Annotated in this window: 17 protein-coding genes; 15 read left to right on the top strand and 2 right to left on the bottom strand. The window is 35.4% G+C overall.

All coding sequences use genetic code 11. The features are described 5' to 3' along the window. Positions 1-105 precede the first annotated feature (105 nt). From BMX10_RS06030 to BMX10_RS05995, 9 genes are all read left to right on the top strand, one after another. Entirely contained in the window at positions 106-534 is a 429-nt protein-coding gene (locus BMX10_RS06030; RefSeq protein ID WP_090440920.1) for a SoxR reducing system RseC family protein, read from the top strand. Between the two features lie 228 nt (positions 535-762). Continuing rightward, positions 763-960, top strand: coding sequence for a DUF2933 domain-containing protein (locus tag BMX10_RS06025; protein ID WP_090440917.1), 198 nt, complete (start codon positions 763-765; stop codon positions 958-960). A gap of 10 nt (positions 961-970) precedes the next feature. Then, on the top strand, positions 971-1678 hold the full coding sequence (locus tag BMX10_RS06020) for a TIGR01906 family membrane protein (protein ID WP_090440914.1): 708 nt from the start codon (positions 971-973) through the stop codon (positions 1676-1678). 18 nt (positions 1679-1696) lie between these two features. Further along, on the top strand, positions 1697-1837 hold the full coding sequence (locus tag BMX10_RS17965) for a hypothetical protein (protein ID WP_170834712.1): 141 nt from the start codon (positions 1697-1699) through the stop codon (positions 1835-1837). Positions 1838-2172: 335 nt separating this feature from the next. Continuing rightward, complete coding sequence (locus BMX10_RS17960; protein ID WP_170834711.1) at positions 2173-2346, top strand: hypothetical protein; 174 nt, start codon at positions 2173-2175, stop codon at positions 2344-2346. A gap of 19 nt (positions 2347-2365) precedes the next feature. After that, positions 2366-4843 carry a heavy metal translocating P-type ATPase gene (locus tag BMX10_RS06015; protein WP_090440911.1) on the top strand — a complete coding sequence of 826 codons (2478 nt, stop codon included), beginning with the start codon at positions 2366-2368 and terminating at the stop codon, positions 4841-4843. A 604-nt stretch (positions 4844-5447) separates the two neighbouring features. Continuing rightward, a complete protein-coding gene (locus BMX10_RS06005) occupies positions 5448-5702 on the top strand; it encodes a zinc ribbon domain-containing protein (protein ID WP_170834710.1) in 255 nt (84 codons plus the stop codon). A 1-nt stretch (position 5703) separates the two neighbouring features. After that, entirely contained in the window at positions 5704-7098 is a 1395-nt protein-coding gene (locus BMX10_RS06000) for a two-component system sensor histidine kinase NtrB (RefSeq protein ID WP_090440902.1), read from the top strand. Beyond that, positions 7095-8447, top strand: coding sequence for a sigma-54-dependent transcriptional regulator (locus BMX10_RS05995; RefSeq protein WP_090440899.1), 1353 nt, complete (start codon positions 7095-7097; stop codon positions 8445-8447). The genes BMX10_RS06000 and BMX10_RS05995 overlap by 4 nt, the downstream gene beginning before the upstream one ends. A gap of 19 nt (positions 8448-8466) precedes the next feature. On the opposite strand, the gene BMX10_RS05990 is transcribed toward BMX10_RS05995, so the two are convergent. After that, a complete protein-coding gene (locus tag BMX10_RS05990; RefSeq protein WP_090440896.1) occupies positions 8467-9045 on the bottom strand; it encodes a 5-formyltetrahydrofolate cyclo-ligase in 579 nt (192 codons plus the stop codon). 263 nt (positions 9046-9308) lie between these two features. Between BMX10_RS05990 and ftsE the strand changes: the two genes are divergently transcribed. The 6 genes from ftsE to uvrA all read left to right on the top strand — a co-directional run bounded on the left by ftsE (position 9309) and on the right by uvrA (position 18810). Then, positions 9309-9995: a cell division ATP-binding protein FtsE gene (gene ftsE / locus BMX10_RS05985; protein WP_090440893.1), complete on the top strand. Its 687-nt coding sequence runs from the start codon at positions 9309-9311 to the stop codon at positions 9993-9995. After that, the gene (gene ftsX, locus BMX10_RS05980; RefSeq protein ID WP_090440891.1) at positions 9985-10881 is read left to right on the top strand and encodes a permease-like cell division protein FtsX; all 897 of its coding nucleotides are present in this window, start codon (positions 9985-9987) and stop codon (positions 10879-10881) included. Before ftsE ends, ftsX begins: the two co-directional genes overlap by 11 nt. 22 nt (positions 10882-10903) lie before the next feature. Beyond that, positions 10904-12037, top strand: coding sequence for a murein hydrolase activator EnvC family protein (locus BMX10_RS18430; protein WP_280140745.1), 1134 nt, complete (start codon positions 10904-10906; stop codon positions 12035-12037). 251 nt (positions 12038-12288) lie between these two features. Then, complete coding sequence (locus tag BMX10_RS05970) at positions 12289-13518, top strand: S41 family peptidase (protein WP_090440888.1); 1230 nt, start codon at positions 12289-12291, stop codon at positions 13516-13518. Positions 13519-13947: 429 nt separating this feature from the next. After that, a complete protein-coding gene (gene uvrB, locus BMX10_RS05965) occupies positions 13948-15930 on the top strand; it encodes an excinuclease ABC subunit UvrB (protein WP_090440885.1) in 1983 nt (660 codons plus the stop codon). A gap of 45 nt (positions 15931-15975) precedes the next feature. After that, positions 15976-18810: an excinuclease ABC subunit UvrA gene (gene uvrA, locus BMX10_RS05960; protein ID WP_090440882.1), complete on the top strand. Its 2835-nt coding sequence runs from the start codon at positions 15976-15978 to the stop codon at positions 18808-18810. Between the two features lie 193 nt (positions 18811-19003). On the opposite strand, the gene BMX10_RS05955 is transcribed toward uvrA, so the two are convergent. Then, positions 19004-19558 (bottom strand): stalk domain-containing protein, encoded by a 555-nt coding sequence (locus BMX10_RS05955; protein WP_090440879.1) that lies wholly within the window; start codon positions 19556-19558, stop codon positions 19004-19006. Positions 19559-19898: the final 340 nt, after the last annotated feature.

The raw sequence follows: 19898 nt of genomic DNA, 5'->3' as shown, positions 1-19898 counted from the left end.
TACTTGCAAATAATATGCCATAATTAGGAAAGTCTAAAGAAAGAACTAGGTCTTTTAATCTCCTCTATTTAAGAGAACATTATAAATATTAAGGAAGGTGATTTTATGGAAAAAATAGGATTAGTGACAAGTGTAAAGGAAAACGTGGCTACAGTTGAAATTAGACGAGCTAGTGCCTGTGGTGAAAACTGTGCCTCCTGTAAAGGCGGATGTGCACCAACAAATCACTATATTACCGCAAAAAATTCAGTGGATGCCTCTGTTGGACAATATGTAAAACTAGAGATGGAGAATAAAAGTGTTCTTAGAGCAGCCTTTTTAGTGTATATTGTTCCTCTTATTGGAATGATACTAGGTATTGGCTTGGGTATAGCAACAGCAGAATACTTGGGATACACAGCTAGTAAAGAGATTATAGGGGCTGCGGTTGGTTTCTTATTTTTGATTATTTTTTATTTCATTATAAGCTTCATAGATAAAAAGATAAAAAGGGATAAAAAAATGGAAGTGGTTATAACAAAAATAATCCATTAACTATAATCAAACTCTCCGTTATCAATTTTGACCTAGGAAATATTAGAGGAATAATAGTGAGAAAGATATAAAAATTAGGTGTTAGTTATGCAAAGGTAGAAAATCAATAGAGGTTACAAAAATAAAATTAAGGAGAGCAATTAATGTTGGCAAGAAAATTGCTTATATTTAAAAGAGAAAGAAAAAAGTTAAATGCCAATAAAAACAATTTTGAATGGAGGAGACATAATGAATCATAAAGGGAAAAATCATGGAATGTTTATGCTATTGATGTGCTTAATTCCTATGATGGGGATTTTATTACTACCAAGGCTGGGGATTGAATTAGGACCTGTAGGAAGGCTGGCGCCTTATGCTATATTTTTAATCTGTCCTTTAATGCATGTAGGTATGATGCTATTTATGTTTAAGGGGAAGAAGGAGTGAAAAAAGGCTGATGAAGCATAAATATTTTTACAGTATTTTCGGTATATTATTTACTATTGTCTTATTGTTATCTAGTGTTGAGTATATAGCCTTCAACAGAAATCATTACGCAAATTCCTTTGAGAAATATGGTATAACTACAGCTACTGGGATGGATGCAAATAATCTTGAGTACGTCATGGAGGACTTATTATCCTATTTAAAGGACCAAAAGGATACTTTAGATACTGTTGCAGTGGTTCATGCAGAGGAAAGAGAAGTTTTTGGTGAAAGAGAAAGGCTTCATATGATAGATGTAAAAGATTTGTTTATAAAAGGAAGACTTCTAAGAAATAGTGGTTTAGCAGCTTTGACGATATTGTTTTTTGGGATGATTATGAAGGATCCTCATTGGAAAATCAATTTAGCTAAGACATTGTTTTATGCAGCGATAGGTAATCTCATGCTACTAGGGGCTTTTTTACTACTGCTATATATGGATTTTAACAAGTATTTCACCTATTTTCATTTAATATTCTTTGATAATGATTTATGGATTTTAGATCCACAGACGGAAATATTAATACAGATGGTTCCAGAAGGATTTTTCTATGATACCTCCATTAGAATTATAGGTCTATTTATTGGATGTATCATAACAAGTGGAAGTTTAGGATATCTATTCAAGAAAAGCAAACCAGAATCTAAGCACATAATGATAAAGGCATATAATGATTAAGAAAAGGAGGAATGTAGGATGGGATGCTGTGGAGGAGGGCACAGTCATAGAAGGCAGAAGGTTCATCATCAAGAGGACACCAATAATTCATCAGGACTTATTTTAACAATTGGAAGCATATTGATATTAGTGCTAATTGCAGTCTATTTCTTGAGATAATAAAAAATATAGAGGATTCCTTTGTAATCACCTGCAAAGGAGTAATTAGATGAAGAGAATCCGTACTGTTACGGATTTTTTTTCAACATTGCAAAGGTTTTGTTGTGGTATACATTAAAAAATAATTAGGTCTAAGATAAAAAAAATAAAAAAAACAGTTGACACATATACCCCTTAGGGGTATATTATACATAAGAGGGGTATGGTATATTAGTTATATTTTTTAAGAATGATGAGAAGATAAGTATAGAACTATGAGAACAAGAATTTGCAATTATTATTTTAAAAGAATTACAAACTATATTAATAAAAGCAGCTAAGGAGGGTATATATACATGAATGATTTGATTATTGTAGCTTTAGTAGGTGTATGGATATTTTTTATGTTTAGAAGAGGTGGTTGCTGCGGAGGCGGCCGTAGTCATGAGGACCAGCATAATAGAAGTAGTGAAAATAAAGGTTGTTGTCACCAAGATCATGGAAATCAAAGTGAAAAAATAAAAATTTAAATAGAAGGGAGTTTTAAAGATGGCACAAAGCAACAATGTCGAAAAAATAGGGTTTAAGATCGAAGGAATGTCCTGCAGTAGCTGCTCTAATATCGTAGAAAAAAAATTAAATTCTTTAGATGGTATTCTTAAGGCAAGTGTGAATATAGCTACCGAAAAGGGACAGGTAGAGTATGATAGTAATAAGATTGAAGTAAAGGTTATTTTAAAAGCAGTAGAGGATGCTGGTTATAAGGCAATAGTAGATGAGGAAAAAAATATAGAGAAGGTTACCTTGAAAATTAAAGGAATGACCTGTACAGCTTGTTCAAATAAAGTAGAAAAAGCTTTAAACAAAATGGAAGGAATCCTATCAGCAAATGTAAATTTTGCGGTAGAGAAGGCAACCATTGAATATGATCCAAAAAAAGTTAGGCTGATAGATATGCAGAAAAAAGTTACTGCCTTAGGATATGAATTGGATCTAGAAGAAGATAAAGATGATGATGTAGATGAAGATGAAATTAAAATCAAGAAGACTGAAAAAACCATGAAAATTTCAATTGCTTTATCTAGTGCCATTATGCTTCTCATGATGATTCATATGTTTATCACTCCTATTCCAGGATATTTACCTATAGTAGCTGCCTTGGGATTCCCAATAATATTTGGTACAGGTCTACATGTCCATAAGGCAAGCTTTAAAGCATTAAAAAATAAAAGTCCTAATATGGATGTCTTGGTAACCCTAGGTTCTTTACCACCATATGTTATTGGTTTGATGGGATTTTTCTTTCCAATACAAACCTTTATAGAAATGGCTACAACCATTATGTCATTTCATCTGATTGGTAAATATCTAGAAGTTCGTGCGAAGGGTAGAGCTTCTCAGGCTATTAAGAAGCTGCTGCAGATGGGAGCAAAAACAGCAAAGATTATTGTTGATGGAGAAGAAATGGAGATACCTGTTAAAGACTTACAGGTAGGAGATATCATGGTGGTGCGTCCAGGAGAAAAGATTCCTACCGATGGTGTTGTGGTTGATGGAAACAGCTTAGTGGATGAATCTATGGCCACAGGAGAATCTATGCCTGTAAAAAGGGAAAAGGGTCATGAAGTCATTGGAGCTACATTAAATAAACAAGGATTGTTAAAGGTAGAGGTAACGAAAATAGGCAAGGATACCTTCCTATCTCAAGTGATAAAAATGGTAGAGGAGTGCCAAGGGTCGAAAGTGCCGATACAAGAATTTGCCGATCGTATTACCGGATATTTTGTTCCAGCAATTATTATTATTACAATTGGCACCTTTATTTCCTTCAATGTATTTTCAGAGTTTCATTTGAGCATTATACAATGGGGTGCAAATTATTTACCATGGGTGAATCCTGATCTTACACCTCTTACACTAGCCTTTATTACAGCAACAGCTGTTTTGGTTATCTCCTGTCCTTGTGCACTAGGATTAGGAACCCCCACAGCATTAATGGTGGGTAGTGGCATAGGTGCAGAGAAGGGTATCTTGATTCGAAATGGTGAAGCAATCCAAACTTTTAAGGAAGTAAAAGCAATTGCCTTTGACAAAACTGGTACCATCACAAAAGGTAAACCAGAAGTAACTGATTTGGTTACAGTAGAAGGTGTTGAGGAAGAAGAATTCCTTTACTACGCAGGCACCATAGAAAATGGTTCTGAGCATCCTCTAGCCCATGCTATTGTAGAGAAGGCAAAAATTCAAAAAATCAAACTGGGAGAAGTAATTGATTTTAGTGCAATTGTTGGTATGGGCGTAGTGGGGAGGATCGATGGACAAGAAATATTTGTAGGAAATAGGAAGCTAATGAAGGAAAACAAAATTGCCTATGAAGCCTATGAAGAAGAACTAATTCGCTTAGAAGAAGAAGCAAAAACTGCTATGCTGCTTGCAAAAGGAAATCAATTATTAGGAATAGTAGCGGTAGCAGATCCCATAAAGGAAGATTCGGCTCAAGCTATAGCAGAATTAGAAAGTATGGGGATTAAAACAGCCATGATTACAGGAGATAATAGTAGAACTGCAGCAGCCATCGGTAAATCAGTGGGCATTACTCATGTTATCGCAGAGGTTCTACCTGATGGGAAGGTAGAAGAAGTTGTAAGGCTGCAAGAGAAATATGAAACAGTGGCAATGGTAGGAGATGGCATTAATGATGCCCCTGCATTGAAGCAATCTAACGTAGGGATTGCCATTGGAACAGGAACAGATATTGCCATAGAGGCTGCTGATGTTACATTGGTAAGAGGAGAGTTAACGGGAATAGTGTCTGCCATCAAACTATCTAGAGCCATCTTTAGAAAGATTAAAGAAAACTATTTTTGGGCTTGGTTCTATAATGCTGTAGCTATACCTGTAGCAATGTTTGGTTTGCTTCATCCTATGATTGGTGCAGCCGCCATGGCTATCAGCTCCTTAAATGTAGTGTATAATTCATTAAGACTAAAGAAGGTTAATATTGAACCAAGTTTGAAAAAAGCATAATATGACCTATGATAAAAATACCATCCCTTCATTTACAATGAGAGGATGGTATTTACTTTAATGTTTTAGCATAACAACATTAATAGCTTTCACCAAAGCGTCTACCTTATCGCCTTCTTTAAAACCAGCATCAAGCAAGCTATCTTTCGTCATCACGGACGTAATGCGAGGCGCTTTGTCACCTCAGCCACCCACTCACATGGTGATTTGTGCCATAAGACCATCTTGTTTAATGTTTTCAATTTCTCCTTCTAAATTATTCCTAACACCAGCTTCCATCAATATTTTCACCTCCCAAAATAAATAATTAATGAACAACAATAAAAAATTCTCAATATCATTTTTATGAAAGTACTCTAGTGATAGTATTTTTATTTTTTTAATATCTATACTGCTAAAATATAGGTTTACTGATTATAAGCTTTCATGTAATGCTCCATATTTTTCAAAACAAATAGAATTGGCATCATAATTGCAATAATATTAATCAATAGATAAAAATGAAGATATATGTAAGAATATAAGTATGGAATAACACACTGACTGTATCATATGACACAATAAAAACATAGAACCTCTTGTTTTGATAGAAAGGATGAGAAGTATGCCTATTTTAGCATGTATTGGTTTATCGATAATAGTCTATATTCTATTATTGAGTAGTATAGAGAATACTAAAACAAAACAATCAGAAACTATTCATTGTAGTCAATGTAATGAAAAAATAGATCCAGCTCAGACGAAATGTCCCAGCTGTAAAGAAATGTTGAAGGCACCTTGCAATGATTGTCAAAAAATGATCTATACCAATTGGAGGTATTGTCCATATTGTGGTGATACAAAGGAAGAAAGGGGATAAAATGAAGCAAGAAAATAAATCTAAAAGCTTAATAGCTTTACTCATTGTGATTATTACTGGATTTCATTATCTTTTACCAACACATCAATGGGTAATACACGATTTCTTAAGAAGACTATATTATTTACCGATTATTTTGGCAGCCTTTCAATTCCGACTTAAAGGAGCATTTATTGTTTCTATACTGTCGGTAGTCCTGTATGCTCCCCATTTAATTATTTATTTTGGTGAAATAAATCTAGAAGTAATCAATCAATTTCTAGAGATAGTGATGTTTATGGTGATTGGTCTCATCACAGGTTATTTAGTGGAGCAGGATTATAAAAGAAAGCAATTGTTAGAACAGCAAATTGTTAAGCTGGCAGATCTTGAAAACTATACCCATAATATATTAGACAGCATTGCCAGTGGTGTTGTAGCCATTAATTGTGAAGGCGAGGTGACATCAAAAAATAGGCAGGCAAGTACTATGTTTGGGGATGATAAAGATTTGCAGCTCTTTTTTGACAAAGAGCTATTAATAAAGGAAGTAAAGCAGGTATTAACTGGCAACAAACAAAAGATAAGAAAAGAGATAGACTACACCATGGAGAATGGTAAATCCATGCATATTCAGGTGTCCATCTACCCTCTATCAAACATCCTTCACAAACCTGAGGGAACTGTAGTAGTAATAGATGATGTTACCATGATAAAAACATTAGAAATTCAAGTGCGAAGAGGAGAACGATTAGCAGCCATAGGTGAATTGGCTTCAGGAATAGCTCATGAAATTCGAAATCCTCTAGGAATCATTAAAACCATCAGCCAAACTTTGATACAGGATGTCCAAGAGGAATTTAGAGAAGGGTTAATTATCATAGAGCACGAGATTGATAGAGCCAATAGAGTCATAAAAGGATTATTAGATTATTCAAGACCCAATAAGATAAAGGTGGAAGCATTTCAGTTGGAGATTTTATTAAGTGAGCTATTAATAATAACAAAAAAATTTGGCCAACAAAAAGGCGTGGCCATTGATTTCATGGCTGAGGACTCCTGTAAAATAGAAGGAGACACTGATAAATTAAAGCAAGCCTTTATGAATATCATACTAAATGGTATTCAAGCCATGGCCAATGGGGGAGGCTTGAAAATTACCCTTCATAAGAATCCTGATGAAGGGGCAATAGTCACTTTTAAGGATGAAGGAGAAGGGATTCCTAAGGAATTATTAGATAAGATATTTAACCCCTTTTTTACAACAAAAGAATCTGGAACAGGTTTAGGCCTTTCAATAACCCACAGAATTATTGAAGAACACCAAGGGCATATTCAGGTGAAAAGTCAGGTGGGAGAAGGGACAGAGGTAAGCATTCATTTACCCCTGTTGGAGGAGGAAGGAGATACGGTATGAAGAAAATATTAGTAGTAGATGATGAAAAAAATATGCGCTGGGCTATAAAAAGGGCTTTAGCAAAAGAAAATTATAAGATTTATGAAGGCACCAATGGGTTAGAAGCTATAGAAATTTTTCAGCAGGAAGAACCTGATATGATATTAATGGATCTCAAGATGCCAGGGATGGATGGATTAGAGGCATTAGCAAAAATAAAAGAATTAAAGGAGGAAACTCCTATTATCATGATTACTGCCCATGGAACTACAGAGTCAGCTGTAGAGGCCATGAAACTAGGCGCCCTAGACTATATCTCTAAACCATTCGATATAGAAGAACTAAAAATAGTTATAGATAAAGCTTTACAGGTGGGAGAATTACGAAAGGAAGTTAACTATTTAAGAGAAGAATTGGAAAAGAATACTGGCAAAACCATTATAGGTAATAGTCCTGGAATACAAAGAATTTTGGGAATAGTGGAGAAGGTAGCAAAGACACCGGCAACTGTATTGATTCTAGGAGAAAGTGGTACTGGCAAAGAGGTGATTGCCAATACTATACATTATAGCAGCGATAGAAATAAAAAGCCTTATATTAAAGTAAACTGTGGAGCTATTCCTGAAAACTTAATGGAAAGTGAGCTGTTTGGACACGAAAAAGGTGCCTTTACAGGGGCTATTCAAAGAAAAATAGGAAAGTTTCAAAAGGCCCACAGCGGTACTATTTTTCTAGATGAGATTGGAGAATTGGATTTATCTATGCAGGTAAAGCTACTAAGAGTTTTACAGGAAATGGAGTTTGAAAGGGTTGGTGGAAATGAAAAAATAAAGGTGGATGTTAGAGTGATTGCCGCAACCAACCGAGATTTGTTTAAAATGGTGAAGGAAGGAAGCTTTAGAGAGGATCTTTATTACCGGTTAAATGTTATACCTATTTTAATCCCGCCCCTAAGAGAAAGAAAAGAAGATATTCCCCTATTGTTAAACTATTTTTTAGCGGAGTTTGGGAAAAAAATAGGAAGAAAGAACATGACACTTGATGAAGCGGCTAGAGAAAAAATGATAAACTATCATTGGAGAGGGAATATTCGTGAGCTTGAAAATGTTATTGAAAGAATGATTTTATTAGCAGATGATCATATTATCAGAAAAAAAAGCCTCCCCTTCGAAATTGTCAATGAAGAAGAAAGAAAAGATCCTTTTACTTTGCCAGAGGAGGGTATAGATATTGAGGTTCTTGAGAAAAGACTAATTCTTCAAGCGTTAGAGAGAACAGATTATAACCAGACAAGGGCAGCTCAATTACTGGGCATGACAAGACATACCCTGCTGTATCGCATGGATAAGTATGATATCAAGAAAAAATGAGGATTTATCCTTCTTCCTATTACCTATTCTTCATACAATCAATAAATCTTTCTTCTGTAATGATGTATTGAATAGGAAAGTCATAGGAGGCGGTAGGAATTTCCTCTACAAGCTGCACTTCAAAGGCTAAAGCAACGGTGGGGGTAGCTGGTGGAAGCTTAGGCAAAAACCTGTCATAATAACCTCCCCCATAGCCTATACGCCATCCCTTTGTGTCAAAGCCAACTCCAGGAACAATAACTAAATCTAAAGCTTCAGGCGGTAGTGGTCTTACGGCCTCTTTTTTTGGCTCCAACACACCAAAATTCCCTATATGTAAATCCTTATTAAGGTCTAATAGCTCTGATACAATAAGTTCTCTTGTGGCGGGAACCGTTAAAGGGATAAAAACACGTTTCCCTTTTTGGAATAAATCTTTGACCAAAAGGTCAGTGGACACTTCATTTGTAAAGGAAAGGAAAATCATAACATTCTTTGATTGTATATAAATAGGGTTAGACTTTAGTTGGTCAAGAATAATAGTGCTCTTAGATGCTATTTCTTCTTGAGTTAAAAATCCACGTTTTGTTAAAAGTTCTTTTCTAAGGGTTTTCTTCAAGTGATATTTCCTCCAATCATTTGTTCATTTATAAAACAATTGTAGCATAGGATTGGAAATCAATTCAATTGAATTTTCTTGTAAAGTATTGTTATAATAAAAGCAGTACTGTTATAATGAAATAGAAAATAGAAGAATTATTGGGAATAAGAAAAAAATATCCTGAAAATTAGGAAATTATTACTAAGGTTTACTGTTGATTTTAGAAGGAGTTATAAGGTTTATGTCGAATATATATAATGTTAGCTGGGAGTTGATGATTTTTGATACAATTTAAAAATGTAAGTAAAACCTATAACAAAACAAACCAAGCATTAATTAATATTAATTTAGAAATAAATAAAGGGGACTTTATCTTCCTAGTTGGTCCTAGTGGAGCTGGAAAATCTACCTTTATCAAATTATTATTAAAGGAAGAAGAACCGACAGAAGGCAATATATTTGTAGAACATCAAGATATAACGAAGATATCAAGAAGAAAGACCCCTTATTTAAGAAGAAATATTAGTGTTGTTTTCCAAGATTTTAGACTATTACCTAATAAAACTGTGTATGAAAATATAGCCTTTGCTATGGAGGTAATAGAAGCCTCTTCTAGGGAAATTCGCCGACAGGTACCAATGGTACTAGGTATGGTAGGACTAAGCGACAAAGCAAAGCAATACCCCCATGAGCTATCTGGCGGAGAAAGACAAAGGGTATCTATTGCAAGGGCGATTGTTAACAATCCGTCTATCTTAATAGCGGACGAGCCTACAGGAAATCTAGATCCAGAGACTGCTTGGGAAATAATGAAGGTACTAAAACAAATAAATAGAAGAGGTACAACAGTTGTAATGGCCACCCATGCTAAAGATATAGTGGATACGATGCAGCAACGAGTAATCGCGCTAGAAAAAGGCAGAATCGTACGAGACCAGCATAAGGGGGCATACGGCTATGAAGATTAGAACTATTAACTATATGATAAAGCAAGGATTTATAGGCATATGGAGGAATAGAGGAATGAGTATTGCCTCCATTAGCTCAGTAGCTGCTTCTTTAGCAGTTTTAGGTGTAATTATTACCATTGTATTAAATATCAACAACCTATCCTATATAGCACAAATGCAATTTGACACAATACAGGTTTATCTTGAGGATGAATTAACAGTAGAAGAAATTTCTACTTTAGGGCAAGATATTACAGCTATACCTGGTGTGCAGTATGTAGAATATGAGTCAAAGGAAGATGCTTTAAACAAAATGAAGGAACAGTGGGGCGAACAGGGACATTTACTAGATGTTTTAGAGGATAACACCTTACCAAACTCTTATGTTATCCATGTAGAAAACATTGAAGTCTCCGATGATGTTGTAAAAGAACTAAATAATTTTGCAGGAATTGAAGAGGTAAAATATCACAAAGATATTGTAGATAATATGTTGAGAATTGCAAACTTTATTAGAGCTATCGGGTTAGGCCTGATTTTAATTCTTATTTTAGTTGCTATGTTCATTATTGCAAATACAATCAAATTGACACTGAATGCTAGAAAGCAAGAAATCAATATCATGAAATATGTTGGAGCTACCAACTGGTTCATACGTTGGCCATTCTTTATTGAAGGCATGGTACTAGGATTGATCGGAGCAGTTATAGCATTGATATTTGTTCATTATGGTTATCAATACACTTTTGACCTGCTGACAACAAGATTTTATGTAATGCTTAGTGTTTATGTGGTTTCAGTGGAGGAAATGATGAGTAAAACCATACCGGTATTCACTGTTTTAGGTGCAGGTGTAGGTGCATTAGGAAGTATTGTTTCCTTAAGGAAACATCTGAGAGTTTAAAGGAAAAGAGGGGGGACCAACAGTGCTAAGTAAGAAACATATGATCAGTTTTTTCATCATTGCATTACTTTCAATATCAACCTTGACGGTTTTTGCTAATGAAGCCAGTAAAATCAACAACCAGTTAAACAACCTTAATACTCAGCAACGTCAAGTAAATAATGAATTAAAACAAAATGAGAATCAACAAAAAAGTATTACTCAGCAATTACAGGAGTTAGAAGCACAAATAGAAAAGACTGAAAACGAAATCGCACAAATTCGTAACAATATAAGAACTACAGAAAAGCAAATTTCAGATACAACAGAGGAATTAATAGCTGCAGAAGACTATATTGATAGTAAGCAAGACTTGCTAGGCGATCGACTTAGAGTAATGTATAAAAATGGTACTGTTGGCTATGCGGAGGTACTGCTAAACTCTCGAGATTTTACAGATCTACTAACAAACTTAGATATGGTAAAACGAATTGTAGATCATGACGTTGAGCTATTAAAGCACTTAGAGGAGCAAAAAGCTTTAATAGAGGATAAAAAAGCACAACTAGAAAATCAAAGAAATCAATTGCTTACCTTAAGAAATAGTGCCGAGAACAAACAACAGCAGCTAGTCGTTTCTAGAGGACAACAGCAACGATTAAGAGAAGAACTGCAACAGGATAGAGTAGAATTAGCTAAGCAGCTGGATCAAATAGAGAGAGAAGCAAGGGCTTTAGAAGATCAACTAAGAAAATTACAGTCTAGTGGGGAATATATTGGAGGAAAAATGTCATGGCCTGTTCCTGGGTATAGTAGAATATCTTCACCATATGGGAACAGAATACATCCTATATTAAGAACCCAAAGGTTTCACTCTGGTATAGATATTCCAGCTCCTTCAGGTGTGACTGTTGTGGCAGCAGCACAAGGAAAGGTAGTATCTGCCGGTACATTAGGCTCCTATGGCAGAACCATCATTATTGATCATGGTGGAGGAATCATGACATTATATGCCCACAACTCTAGACTTTCAGTATCCGTGGGACAACAGGTGGCAAGAGGACAAAAAATTGCTGAAGTGGGAAGTACAGGGATGTCTACAGGACCTCATGTACACTTTGAAGTAAGAAAAGACGGTAAATTCCAAGACCCGATTCCATGGGTAAGAGGACAATAAGGTTAAAATAGTTAATAACATTTGAGCTAATAATAAAGAAGTTGTCAATGCAAGGCTATAAGAACCCAGTAACCACAGCGTATTCTAAAGATACGTTAGGGTGCTGGGTTTTTAAAATAAAGAAGATAATGGTTTTTCAATGCTGGAGTACCATGAGATTTTGAAAAATTAGCAACTTAATGTATAATGAAACAATATAAATAATAAAATAGTAAAATGATAGGTCTAGAATGATAAGAGGGGAGAAATATATGATTAGTAAAAAAAAGGCTGTTATAGGTGCAATTATTCTCATCCTATTGACAACAGTATTAAATTTAACATTAGGAAATTCCATTGCATTAGTACTAGGACAAAAGGTTATTATTTCTAAGGATACTTACCAGTATTATCAAACTCTGGGAGATGAATATGGTAAGCTCTTTACTTTAAAGGATTTTCTTATAAAGAATTATTATAAAGAACTAGATGAAGAAAAACTAATGGAATCAGCTATAAAAGGAATGTTTCAGGGTGTGGAGGATCCTTATACCAGCTATATGACAGAAAATGAATTCACTGAACTTATGACTAGAACTCAAGGTACTTATGGGGGAATTGGTGTTATTATCACACCTGGGGAGGATGGCCTGGTAACGGTGGTTTCACCTATTGAAGATACTCCAGGGGAAAGAGCAGGAATTGCAACCGGAGATAAGGTTTTAGCGGTGGATGGCAAAGCGGTTTCTGGAGAACAACTGGAGCTTGCTGCAGATATGATGCGGGGAGAGCCAGGCACAGAGGTAGTTTTGTCTATATGGAGGGAAGGAACAACAGAGCCCTTTGATGTATCTATAGAAAGGGAAGTCATTCGTTTGCAGACGGTGAGGTCTGAGGTATTAGAAAACCATATAGGCTATGTAAGGATATCTATGTTTGATGAACAAACATATAATGATTTTGAGATCCATATGAATGATTTACAAAACCAAAATATTCAAGGACTAATCATTGATCTAAGAAATAATCCAGGTGGGTTGTTAACTCAATGCTTAGAGATTGCAGATATGATATTGCCAGAACAGGTAATTGTATATACAGAGGATCGTCATGGAGCTAGAGAAGTAGAAAAATCTAATAAAAAACAAATTGATTTACCGATTGTAGTGCTAGTAAATAAAGGAAGCGCCAGTGCATCAGAGATATTAGCAGGAGCTATTCAAGACGGCAATAGAGGCACCATTATTGGGACTACTACCTTTGGAAAAGGTTTAGTACAACAAGTAAAACCATTAAACGATGGAACAGGATTTAAATACACTGTTTCACAATACTTCACCCCAAGTGGCAGCAATATTCATGGAACCGGTATTGATCCAGATATTATAGTAGAATTGCCAGAAGAACTAAGGAATGAAATCAATTTGGAAGCAGATCAAGATATACAGCTGAAAAAAGCAATAGAGGTAATTAATGAAAAGGTAATACAAGGGAATAATTAGCAGTCTGGAGGTTGTTGAAAAAGTCAACAACCTCCAGACTGTTCAAAAATCTTCAGATTCAAGGCGCAATAAAACCCAGCGACTGCAGCGTATACGTAATACGTAAAGGTGCTGGGCTTTTGAAGCAACGAAGAAGATGGAGGTTTTTCAACAGTCTAAACCCTCAGGTACTGAGGGTTTTTCTATTAGGTATCCATTAGAAACAAATCAATCAGGTTTATTAAGATTTATTTGGGGTAATTATTGACAGGGAAAAAATACAGCGTTATAATAATGCTATCGAACAGTTGTTCTAGGTAGCGGCAGGTACATATTTCTAGTTAACAATAATATGGTAAATATGATACTCTTATTATTGCGAGGGGGAAAACCATGTGGTTTCCTTCATGAAGGTTATAAATAATAAGCATAAAAGTGAGATGATGTACGATGGAGAAGTTTAAAATAAGCTCAGAATATAAGCCCACGGGAGATCAGCCACAGGCAATTAAAACTCTTAGTAAAGGTGTTCTAGATGGTTTGAAGCATCAAACCCTTTTAGGGGTTACGGGATCAGGTAAAACCTTTACTATGGCAAATGTTGTTGAAAAGGTTCAAAAACCTACCCTGGTGATGGCTCATAACAAGACTCTTGCAGCTCAGCTATGCAGTGAGTTTAAAGAGTTTTTTCCTAATAATGCAGTAGAGTATTTTGTTAGCTACTATGATTACTATCAACCAGAGGCTTATGTTGCCCATTCGGATACTTATATTGAAAAGGATGCTTCTATCAATGATGAAATTGACAAGCTAAGGCACTCCGCTACTGCTGCTCTTTTAGAAAGAAGGGACGTTATCATTGTAGCCAGTGTTTCTTGTATCTATGGATTAGGGGACCCAGAGGAATATAAAAGGCTGGTGGTTTCCTTAAGGACAGGCATGCACAAAGACAGGGATCAAGTGTTGAGACAACTGGTGGATATTCAATATGAAAGAAATGATATTAACTTTATTCGTGGCACCTTTAGGGTAAGAGGAGATGTGGTGGAGATATTTCCTGCCTCCTCATCGGAAAATGCTGTAAGGGTAGAATTTTTTGGGGATGAAATTGACCGCATTACAGAGATAAATGTCCTTACTGGAGAAGTTATAGGAGCAAGAGGGCACATCTCTATCTTCCCAGCTTCTCATTATGCCACCAGTGCTGAAAAAGTAGAGAGTGCTATTCATAATATTGAGCAAGAATTAGAAGAACAGGTGAAATACTTCAAGGATACAGATAAATTATTGGAGGCCCAAAGAATACAGCAAAGAACCATGTATGACATAGAAATGCTGAGGGAGGTAGGTTTTTGCCAAGGAATTGAGAATTACTCTAGGCATTTAACTGGAAGAAAACCTGGCAGCAGGCCCCATACCTTATTAGATTATTTTCCAGAGGACTATTTAATTATTGTTGATGAATCCCATGTTACGATTCCGCAGGCCCGTGGAATGTATGGGGGAGACCGTTCTAGAAAAGAATCCTTGGTGAATCATGGATTTCGTCTTCCCTCTGCTTACGATAATAGACCTTTGAATTTTCAAGAATTTGAAGGTTTGGTGAACCAAATACTATATGTTACTGCCACACCAGGCCCGTATGAACTAGAGAAAAGTAATCAAGTGGTAGAACAAATAATACGGCCTACTGGATTACTGGACCCTATTGTAGAGATTCGTCCTATAAAAGGACAGATTGATGATTTAGTAGGGGAGATTAATCAACGGGTAGAAAAAAACCAAAGGGTGTTGATTACCACACTAACCAAAAAAATGTCAGAGGACTTAACCAACTATTTAAAAGAAGTAGATATTAAAGTAAGATATCTTCATTCTGATATTAAAACAATGGAAAGAATGGAGATTATTAGGGATCTCCGTTTAGGTGAATTTGATGTATTAGTGGGTATTAACCTTTTGAGGGAAGGACTAGATTTACCAGAGGTTAGTTTGGTTGCGATTTTGGATGCCGACAAAGAAGGGTTTTTAAGATCAGAAACCTCTATGATACAGACCATTGGTAGAGCTGCAAGAAATCTAGAAGGTAAAGTAATTATGTATGCTGATAAAATAACCAAGTCTATGCAAACAGCTATTGAAGAAACAGAAAGAAGACGTCAAATTCAATTTGATTATAACAGAAAAAATAATATCACCCCTGCCTCTATACAAAAAAGGGTATACAATGTGATAGAAGCAACAAAGGTAGCAGAAGAAGAAGTAAAATATCACGCTGATCAAACTCAAGAGGGGAAATATTCTAAGGAGCAGCTGGAAACAATTATTAAAGCATTAGAGATTGAAATGCTAGAGGCAGCAGAAGCTTTAGAATTTGAAAAAGCGGCTAAACTGCGGGACGAAATACAAATATTAAGAAAACAACAAATATAATAGGAGATTAAGAAATACTCTAAAGGAAAAGAATGAGGTGTAATTGTGGCAAAAGATAAAATTATTATTAGGGGTGCAAAGGAGCATAATCTAAAAAATATTAATATAGAAATACCTAGAGATAAATTTGTAGTTTTAACAGGACTATCTGGATCAGGAAAAACCTCCCTAGCTTTTGATACCATTTATGCAGAAGGACAAAGGCGTTATATAGAAAGCTTATCGGCATATGCAAGACAGTTTTTAGGGCAAATGGAAAAACCCGATGTAGAATATATTGAGGGGCTTTCACCTGCTATCTCCATCGATCAAAAAACTACTAGTAAAAATCCACGTTCTACTGTAGGAACTGTAACAGAGATTTATGATTATTTGAGATTGCTATTTGCAAGAGTGGGAATCCCCCACTGTCCTGTATGCGGCATCGAAATCAGTCAAATGACAGTGGAGCAAATTGTAGATAATATTATGGCGTTGGGAGAAGGAACCAAGCTGCAGATTCTAGCACCTGTTATTCGAGGGAAAAAAGGAGAGCATCAAAAACTATTAGAAGAAATAAAAAAAGAAGGCTTTGTACGAGTTAGAATCAATGGAGAAGTAAGGGACATCTATGAAGATATCAAATTAGAGAAAAATAAAAAGCATAGCATGGAGGTAGTAGTAGACAGAATTGTTATTAGAGAAGATGCTGACAAAAGAATTGCTGATTCCATAGAGACAGTTTTAAAGCTAACGGATGGATTGGTGATTATTGATGTAATTGATGGAGAGGAGCATCTTTTCTCTACTAAATTTGCCTGCCCACATCATGGTATTGGTTTAGAGGAACTGGCTCCTCGAATGTTTTCCTTTAACAGCCCCTTTGGTGCATGCAACGAATGCAATGGTATTGGCCACATGAAGGTGGTGGACCCTGATTTAGTCATACCAAATAGAAATTTAACCATACGGCAAGGTGCTATTGATCCATGGGGCAGTACAAATGCTAATGGAGAAAACACCTACTACTTTAAGATGCTGGATAGCTTAGCTCAGCAATATGGTTACGATGTTGATACTCCGATGAAGGAGATGACAGAGGATTTTATACAGGACCTACTATATGGCACCGGTGACAAAAAGGTTACCTTCCAATATGAATCAAAGTATGGGGGATTTCGCACCTATTCCTCTTATTTTGAGGGGGTCATTAAAAACCTTGAAAGAAGATATAAGGAAACTAACTCTGATTATATGAGGGACAAAATTGAAGAATATATGACTGAGCTGCCTTGCGGCAGTTGTAAGGGAGCAAGACTTAAAGAGATAGCATTAGGAGTAACAGTTGGAGACAAAAACATCCATGAGGTTACAGAAATGTCAATAAAAGATGCAAAGGAATTTTTTGATAATCTATTATTGGATGAGAGAAAAGCCTTTATTGGAAAACAGGTTTTAAAGGAAATAAAAGAGCGATTAAACTTTTTACAGGATGTAGGGCTTCAATATCTGACTTTATCAAGAAATGCAGGAACTTTATCTGGGGGAGAATCTCAAAGGATTCGATTAGCAACTCAAATAGGCTCCAGCTTAGTAGGGGTACTATACATTTTAGATGAACCCAGCATAGGCTTGCATCAAAAAGATAATGATAAATTATTGAAAACCCTAAGAAATCTAACTGATATAGGAAACACAGTACTTGTAGTAGAACATGACGAAGACACAATGTATGCTGCTGATCATATTATAGATATTGGTCCAGGTGCGGGTATTCACGGAGGCTATGTGGTAGCAGAGGGAAGTATAGAGGACATTAAGAACTGTGAAGCTTCTATTACAGGACAATATTTGAGCGGCAAAACAAGAATAGAAATACCGATGGAAAGACGCAAGCCAAATGGCAAATGGATAACGGTAAAGGGAGCTAGAGAAAACAACTTAAGAAGCATTGATGTAAATATTCCTTTAGGAGTTTTTACCTGTGTTACTGGTGTTTCAGGTTCTGGAAAAAGTACATTAGTAAACGAAATACTCTATAAAAAGATAGCACAGGAGCTAAATAGAGCTAAGAGCAAACCTGGAGCCCATGAAGCAGTAGAAGGACTAGCTCACATTGATAAAGTAATAGAGATTGATCAATCACCCATTGGAAGAACACCGAGATCTAATCCTGCCACTTACACAGGGGTATTTGATCATATTAGGGATGTATTTGCCCAAACCCCTTATGCAAAAATGAGAGGATATCTGAAGGGCAGGTTTAGCTTTAATGTAAAAGGAGGACGATGTGAAGCCTGCAACGGAGACGGCATTATTAAAATCGAAATGCATTTTCTACCGGACGTGTATGTACCATGTGAAGTTTGTAAAGGGAGACGCTACAATCGAGAAACCTTAGAGGTAAAATATAAAGGTAAAACTATTTCTGATATTCTAGAAATGAACGTTGAAGAAGCTTTAAGCTTTTTTGAAAACATTCCTAAAATCCATAATAAGCTGCAGACACTTTTTGATGTGGGATTAGGCTATATAAAGCTAGGACAGCCTTCAACACAATTATCTGGTGGAGAAGCACAAAGAATTAAACTAGCCTCTGAACTTAGTAAAAGAAGTACAGGAAAAACCCTCTATATTTTAGATGAGCCTACAACCGGCCTTCATATAGCAGATATTCACCGTCTTATAGGTGTATTGCAAAGATTAGTGGGGACGGGGAACTCTGTTTTAGTAATAGAGCATAATTTAGATGTAATCAAAACAGCAGACTATATTATAGATCTTGGTCCCGAAGGTGGCAACGGTGGAGGTCTAATTGTAGCCGAAGGAACACCGGAAGAAATAATCCAAGTAAAGGATTCTCATACAGGGATCTTTTTGAAAAAAGCATTACTATCATAAGTAGGATATAAAGCAAGATAAAAAGACGATACATCAGTAGTGCTTATAAAATGAAATAGTATATAAGATATATATATTGAAGGAAGCATCAGTATATAATAATTTAGGTGAAGATTAAGCGTAATACCAAATCTTCACCTAAATTTATCTCTTTAAAACAAAGAAAAATAGTGTTTGTTACTTGTAGATTTTTTTAACTGTCTACAAGCATACCTCTGATTTCATTGGTGCTTGTTACGATAATGCCAACTACATCACCTACTTTTAAATCATTGTAGTCTATTTTCATATAATGATTATTCCTTTGCAGTAGAATAATGGCACCCTTTTCTAAGGGCAAAGCACCATAAACCTCCCTACTATGATGATCCAAATGTTGTTCTATCTCTACTGTTTGATTATCAAAATCAATTTGACGCAGCTCTCCATAAATAAAATACTCACCTGCAAATGGGTCAGCAGCTGCCAGCTTTTCAAGAAGATCATATTGTTTCAATATTACTGTTTCTGTATCCTCATGCCAATGGACCTTATAATCTAATACTTCTGCTATACTTCGTAATGGAAGATACATACGATTATTAAATATAATAGGAGAGTCATGGCAATCTAATAGCTCTTCATTTTTTATTATGTTAAAATTCCTTATATACCCTTTCACCTGAAATAAATCATTAGCAGCTGCACTAAGGGTGATATTACCTAGTAATACTGTAATTAATATGAATAAAAAGAATTTCTTTTTCATTTTTACACCTCCAAATAATTATTCGTAGTGTCAAGTTTGACACTCTTTTTTTACTAACTAATCATTATATTTTAAAGGTTTCAAAGTTTTTTTGTATAAAAAAACAATGCCCCCCCATTTCTTGATATAATTGAAGTTCCCAGCTCACAATTAATAAAGAAAGGGTGGTCATTGTGAACTCCATTATATCTTATTTAGTACTATATATTCAATATCTACAAAAAGAACTTTATACACTTTTAATCTTTGTCTCTAGAAACATCCCTTTACGCCAATTGAATTTTGAAGACTCTAATAGTCCTAAGTACCAGAAGTTAAAGATTGATAAGCTCCCTAGAAT

This window comes from Natronincola peptidivorans (assembly GCF_900111615.1).
Lineage (GTDB): Bacteria > Bacillota > Clostridia > Peptostreptococcales > Natronincolaceae > Natronincola_A > Natronincola_A peptidivorans.
This window is presented reverse-complemented; position numbering and strand designations above follow the sequence as displayed.

Bases quoted from the DNA above. Each gene is read 5' to 3' on its own strand.
- BMX10_RS06030 (WP_090440920.1), top strand. From the start codon at position 106: ATGGAAAAAATAGGATTAGTGACAAGTGTAAAGGAAAACGTGGCTACA.
- BMX10_RS06025 (WP_090440917.1), top strand. From the start codon at position 763: ATGAATCATAAAGGGAAAAATCATGGAATGTTTATGCTATTGATGTGC.
- BMX10_RS06020 (WP_090440914.1), top strand. From the start codon at position 971: ATGAAGCATAAATATTTTTACAGTATTTTCGGTATATTATTTACTATT.
- BMX10_RS17965 (WP_170834712.1), top strand. From the start codon at position 1,697: ATGGGATGCTGTGGAGGAGGGCACAGTCATAGAAGGCAGAAGGTTCAT.
- BMX10_RS17960 (WP_170834711.1), top strand. From the start codon at position 2,173: ATGAATGATTTGATTATTGTAGCTTTAGTAGGTGTATGGATATTTTTT.
- BMX10_RS06015 (WP_090440911.1), top strand. From the start codon at position 2,366: ATGGCACAAAGCAACAATGTCGAAAAAATAGGGTTTAAGATCGAAGGA.
- BMX10_RS06005 (WP_170834710.1), top strand. From the start codon at position 5,448: ATGCCTATTTTAGCATGTATTGGTTTATCGATAATAGTCTATATTCTA.
- BMX10_RS06000 (WP_090440902.1), top strand. From the start codon at position 5,704: ATGAAGCAAGAAAATAAATCTAAAAGCTTAATAGCTTTACTCATTGTG.
- BMX10_RS05995 (WP_090440899.1), top strand. From the start codon at position 7,095: ATGAAGAAAATATTAGTAGTAGATGATGAAAAAAATATGCGCTGGGCT.
- ftsX (WP_090440891.1), top strand. From the start codon at position 9,985: ATGAAGATTAGAACTATTAACTATATGATAAAGCAAGGATTTATAGGC.
- BMX10_RS05970 (WP_090440888.1), top strand. From the start codon at position 12,289: ATGATTAGTAAAAAAAAGGCTGTTATAGGTGCAATTATTCTCATCCTA.
- uvrB (WP_090440885.1), top strand. From the start codon at position 13,948: ATGGAGAAGTTTAAAATAAGCTCAGAATATAAGCCCACGGGAGATCAG.
- BMX10_RS05955 (WP_090440879.1), bottom strand. From the start codon at position 19,558: ATGAAAAAGAAATTCTTTTTATTCATATTAATTACAGTATTACTAGGT.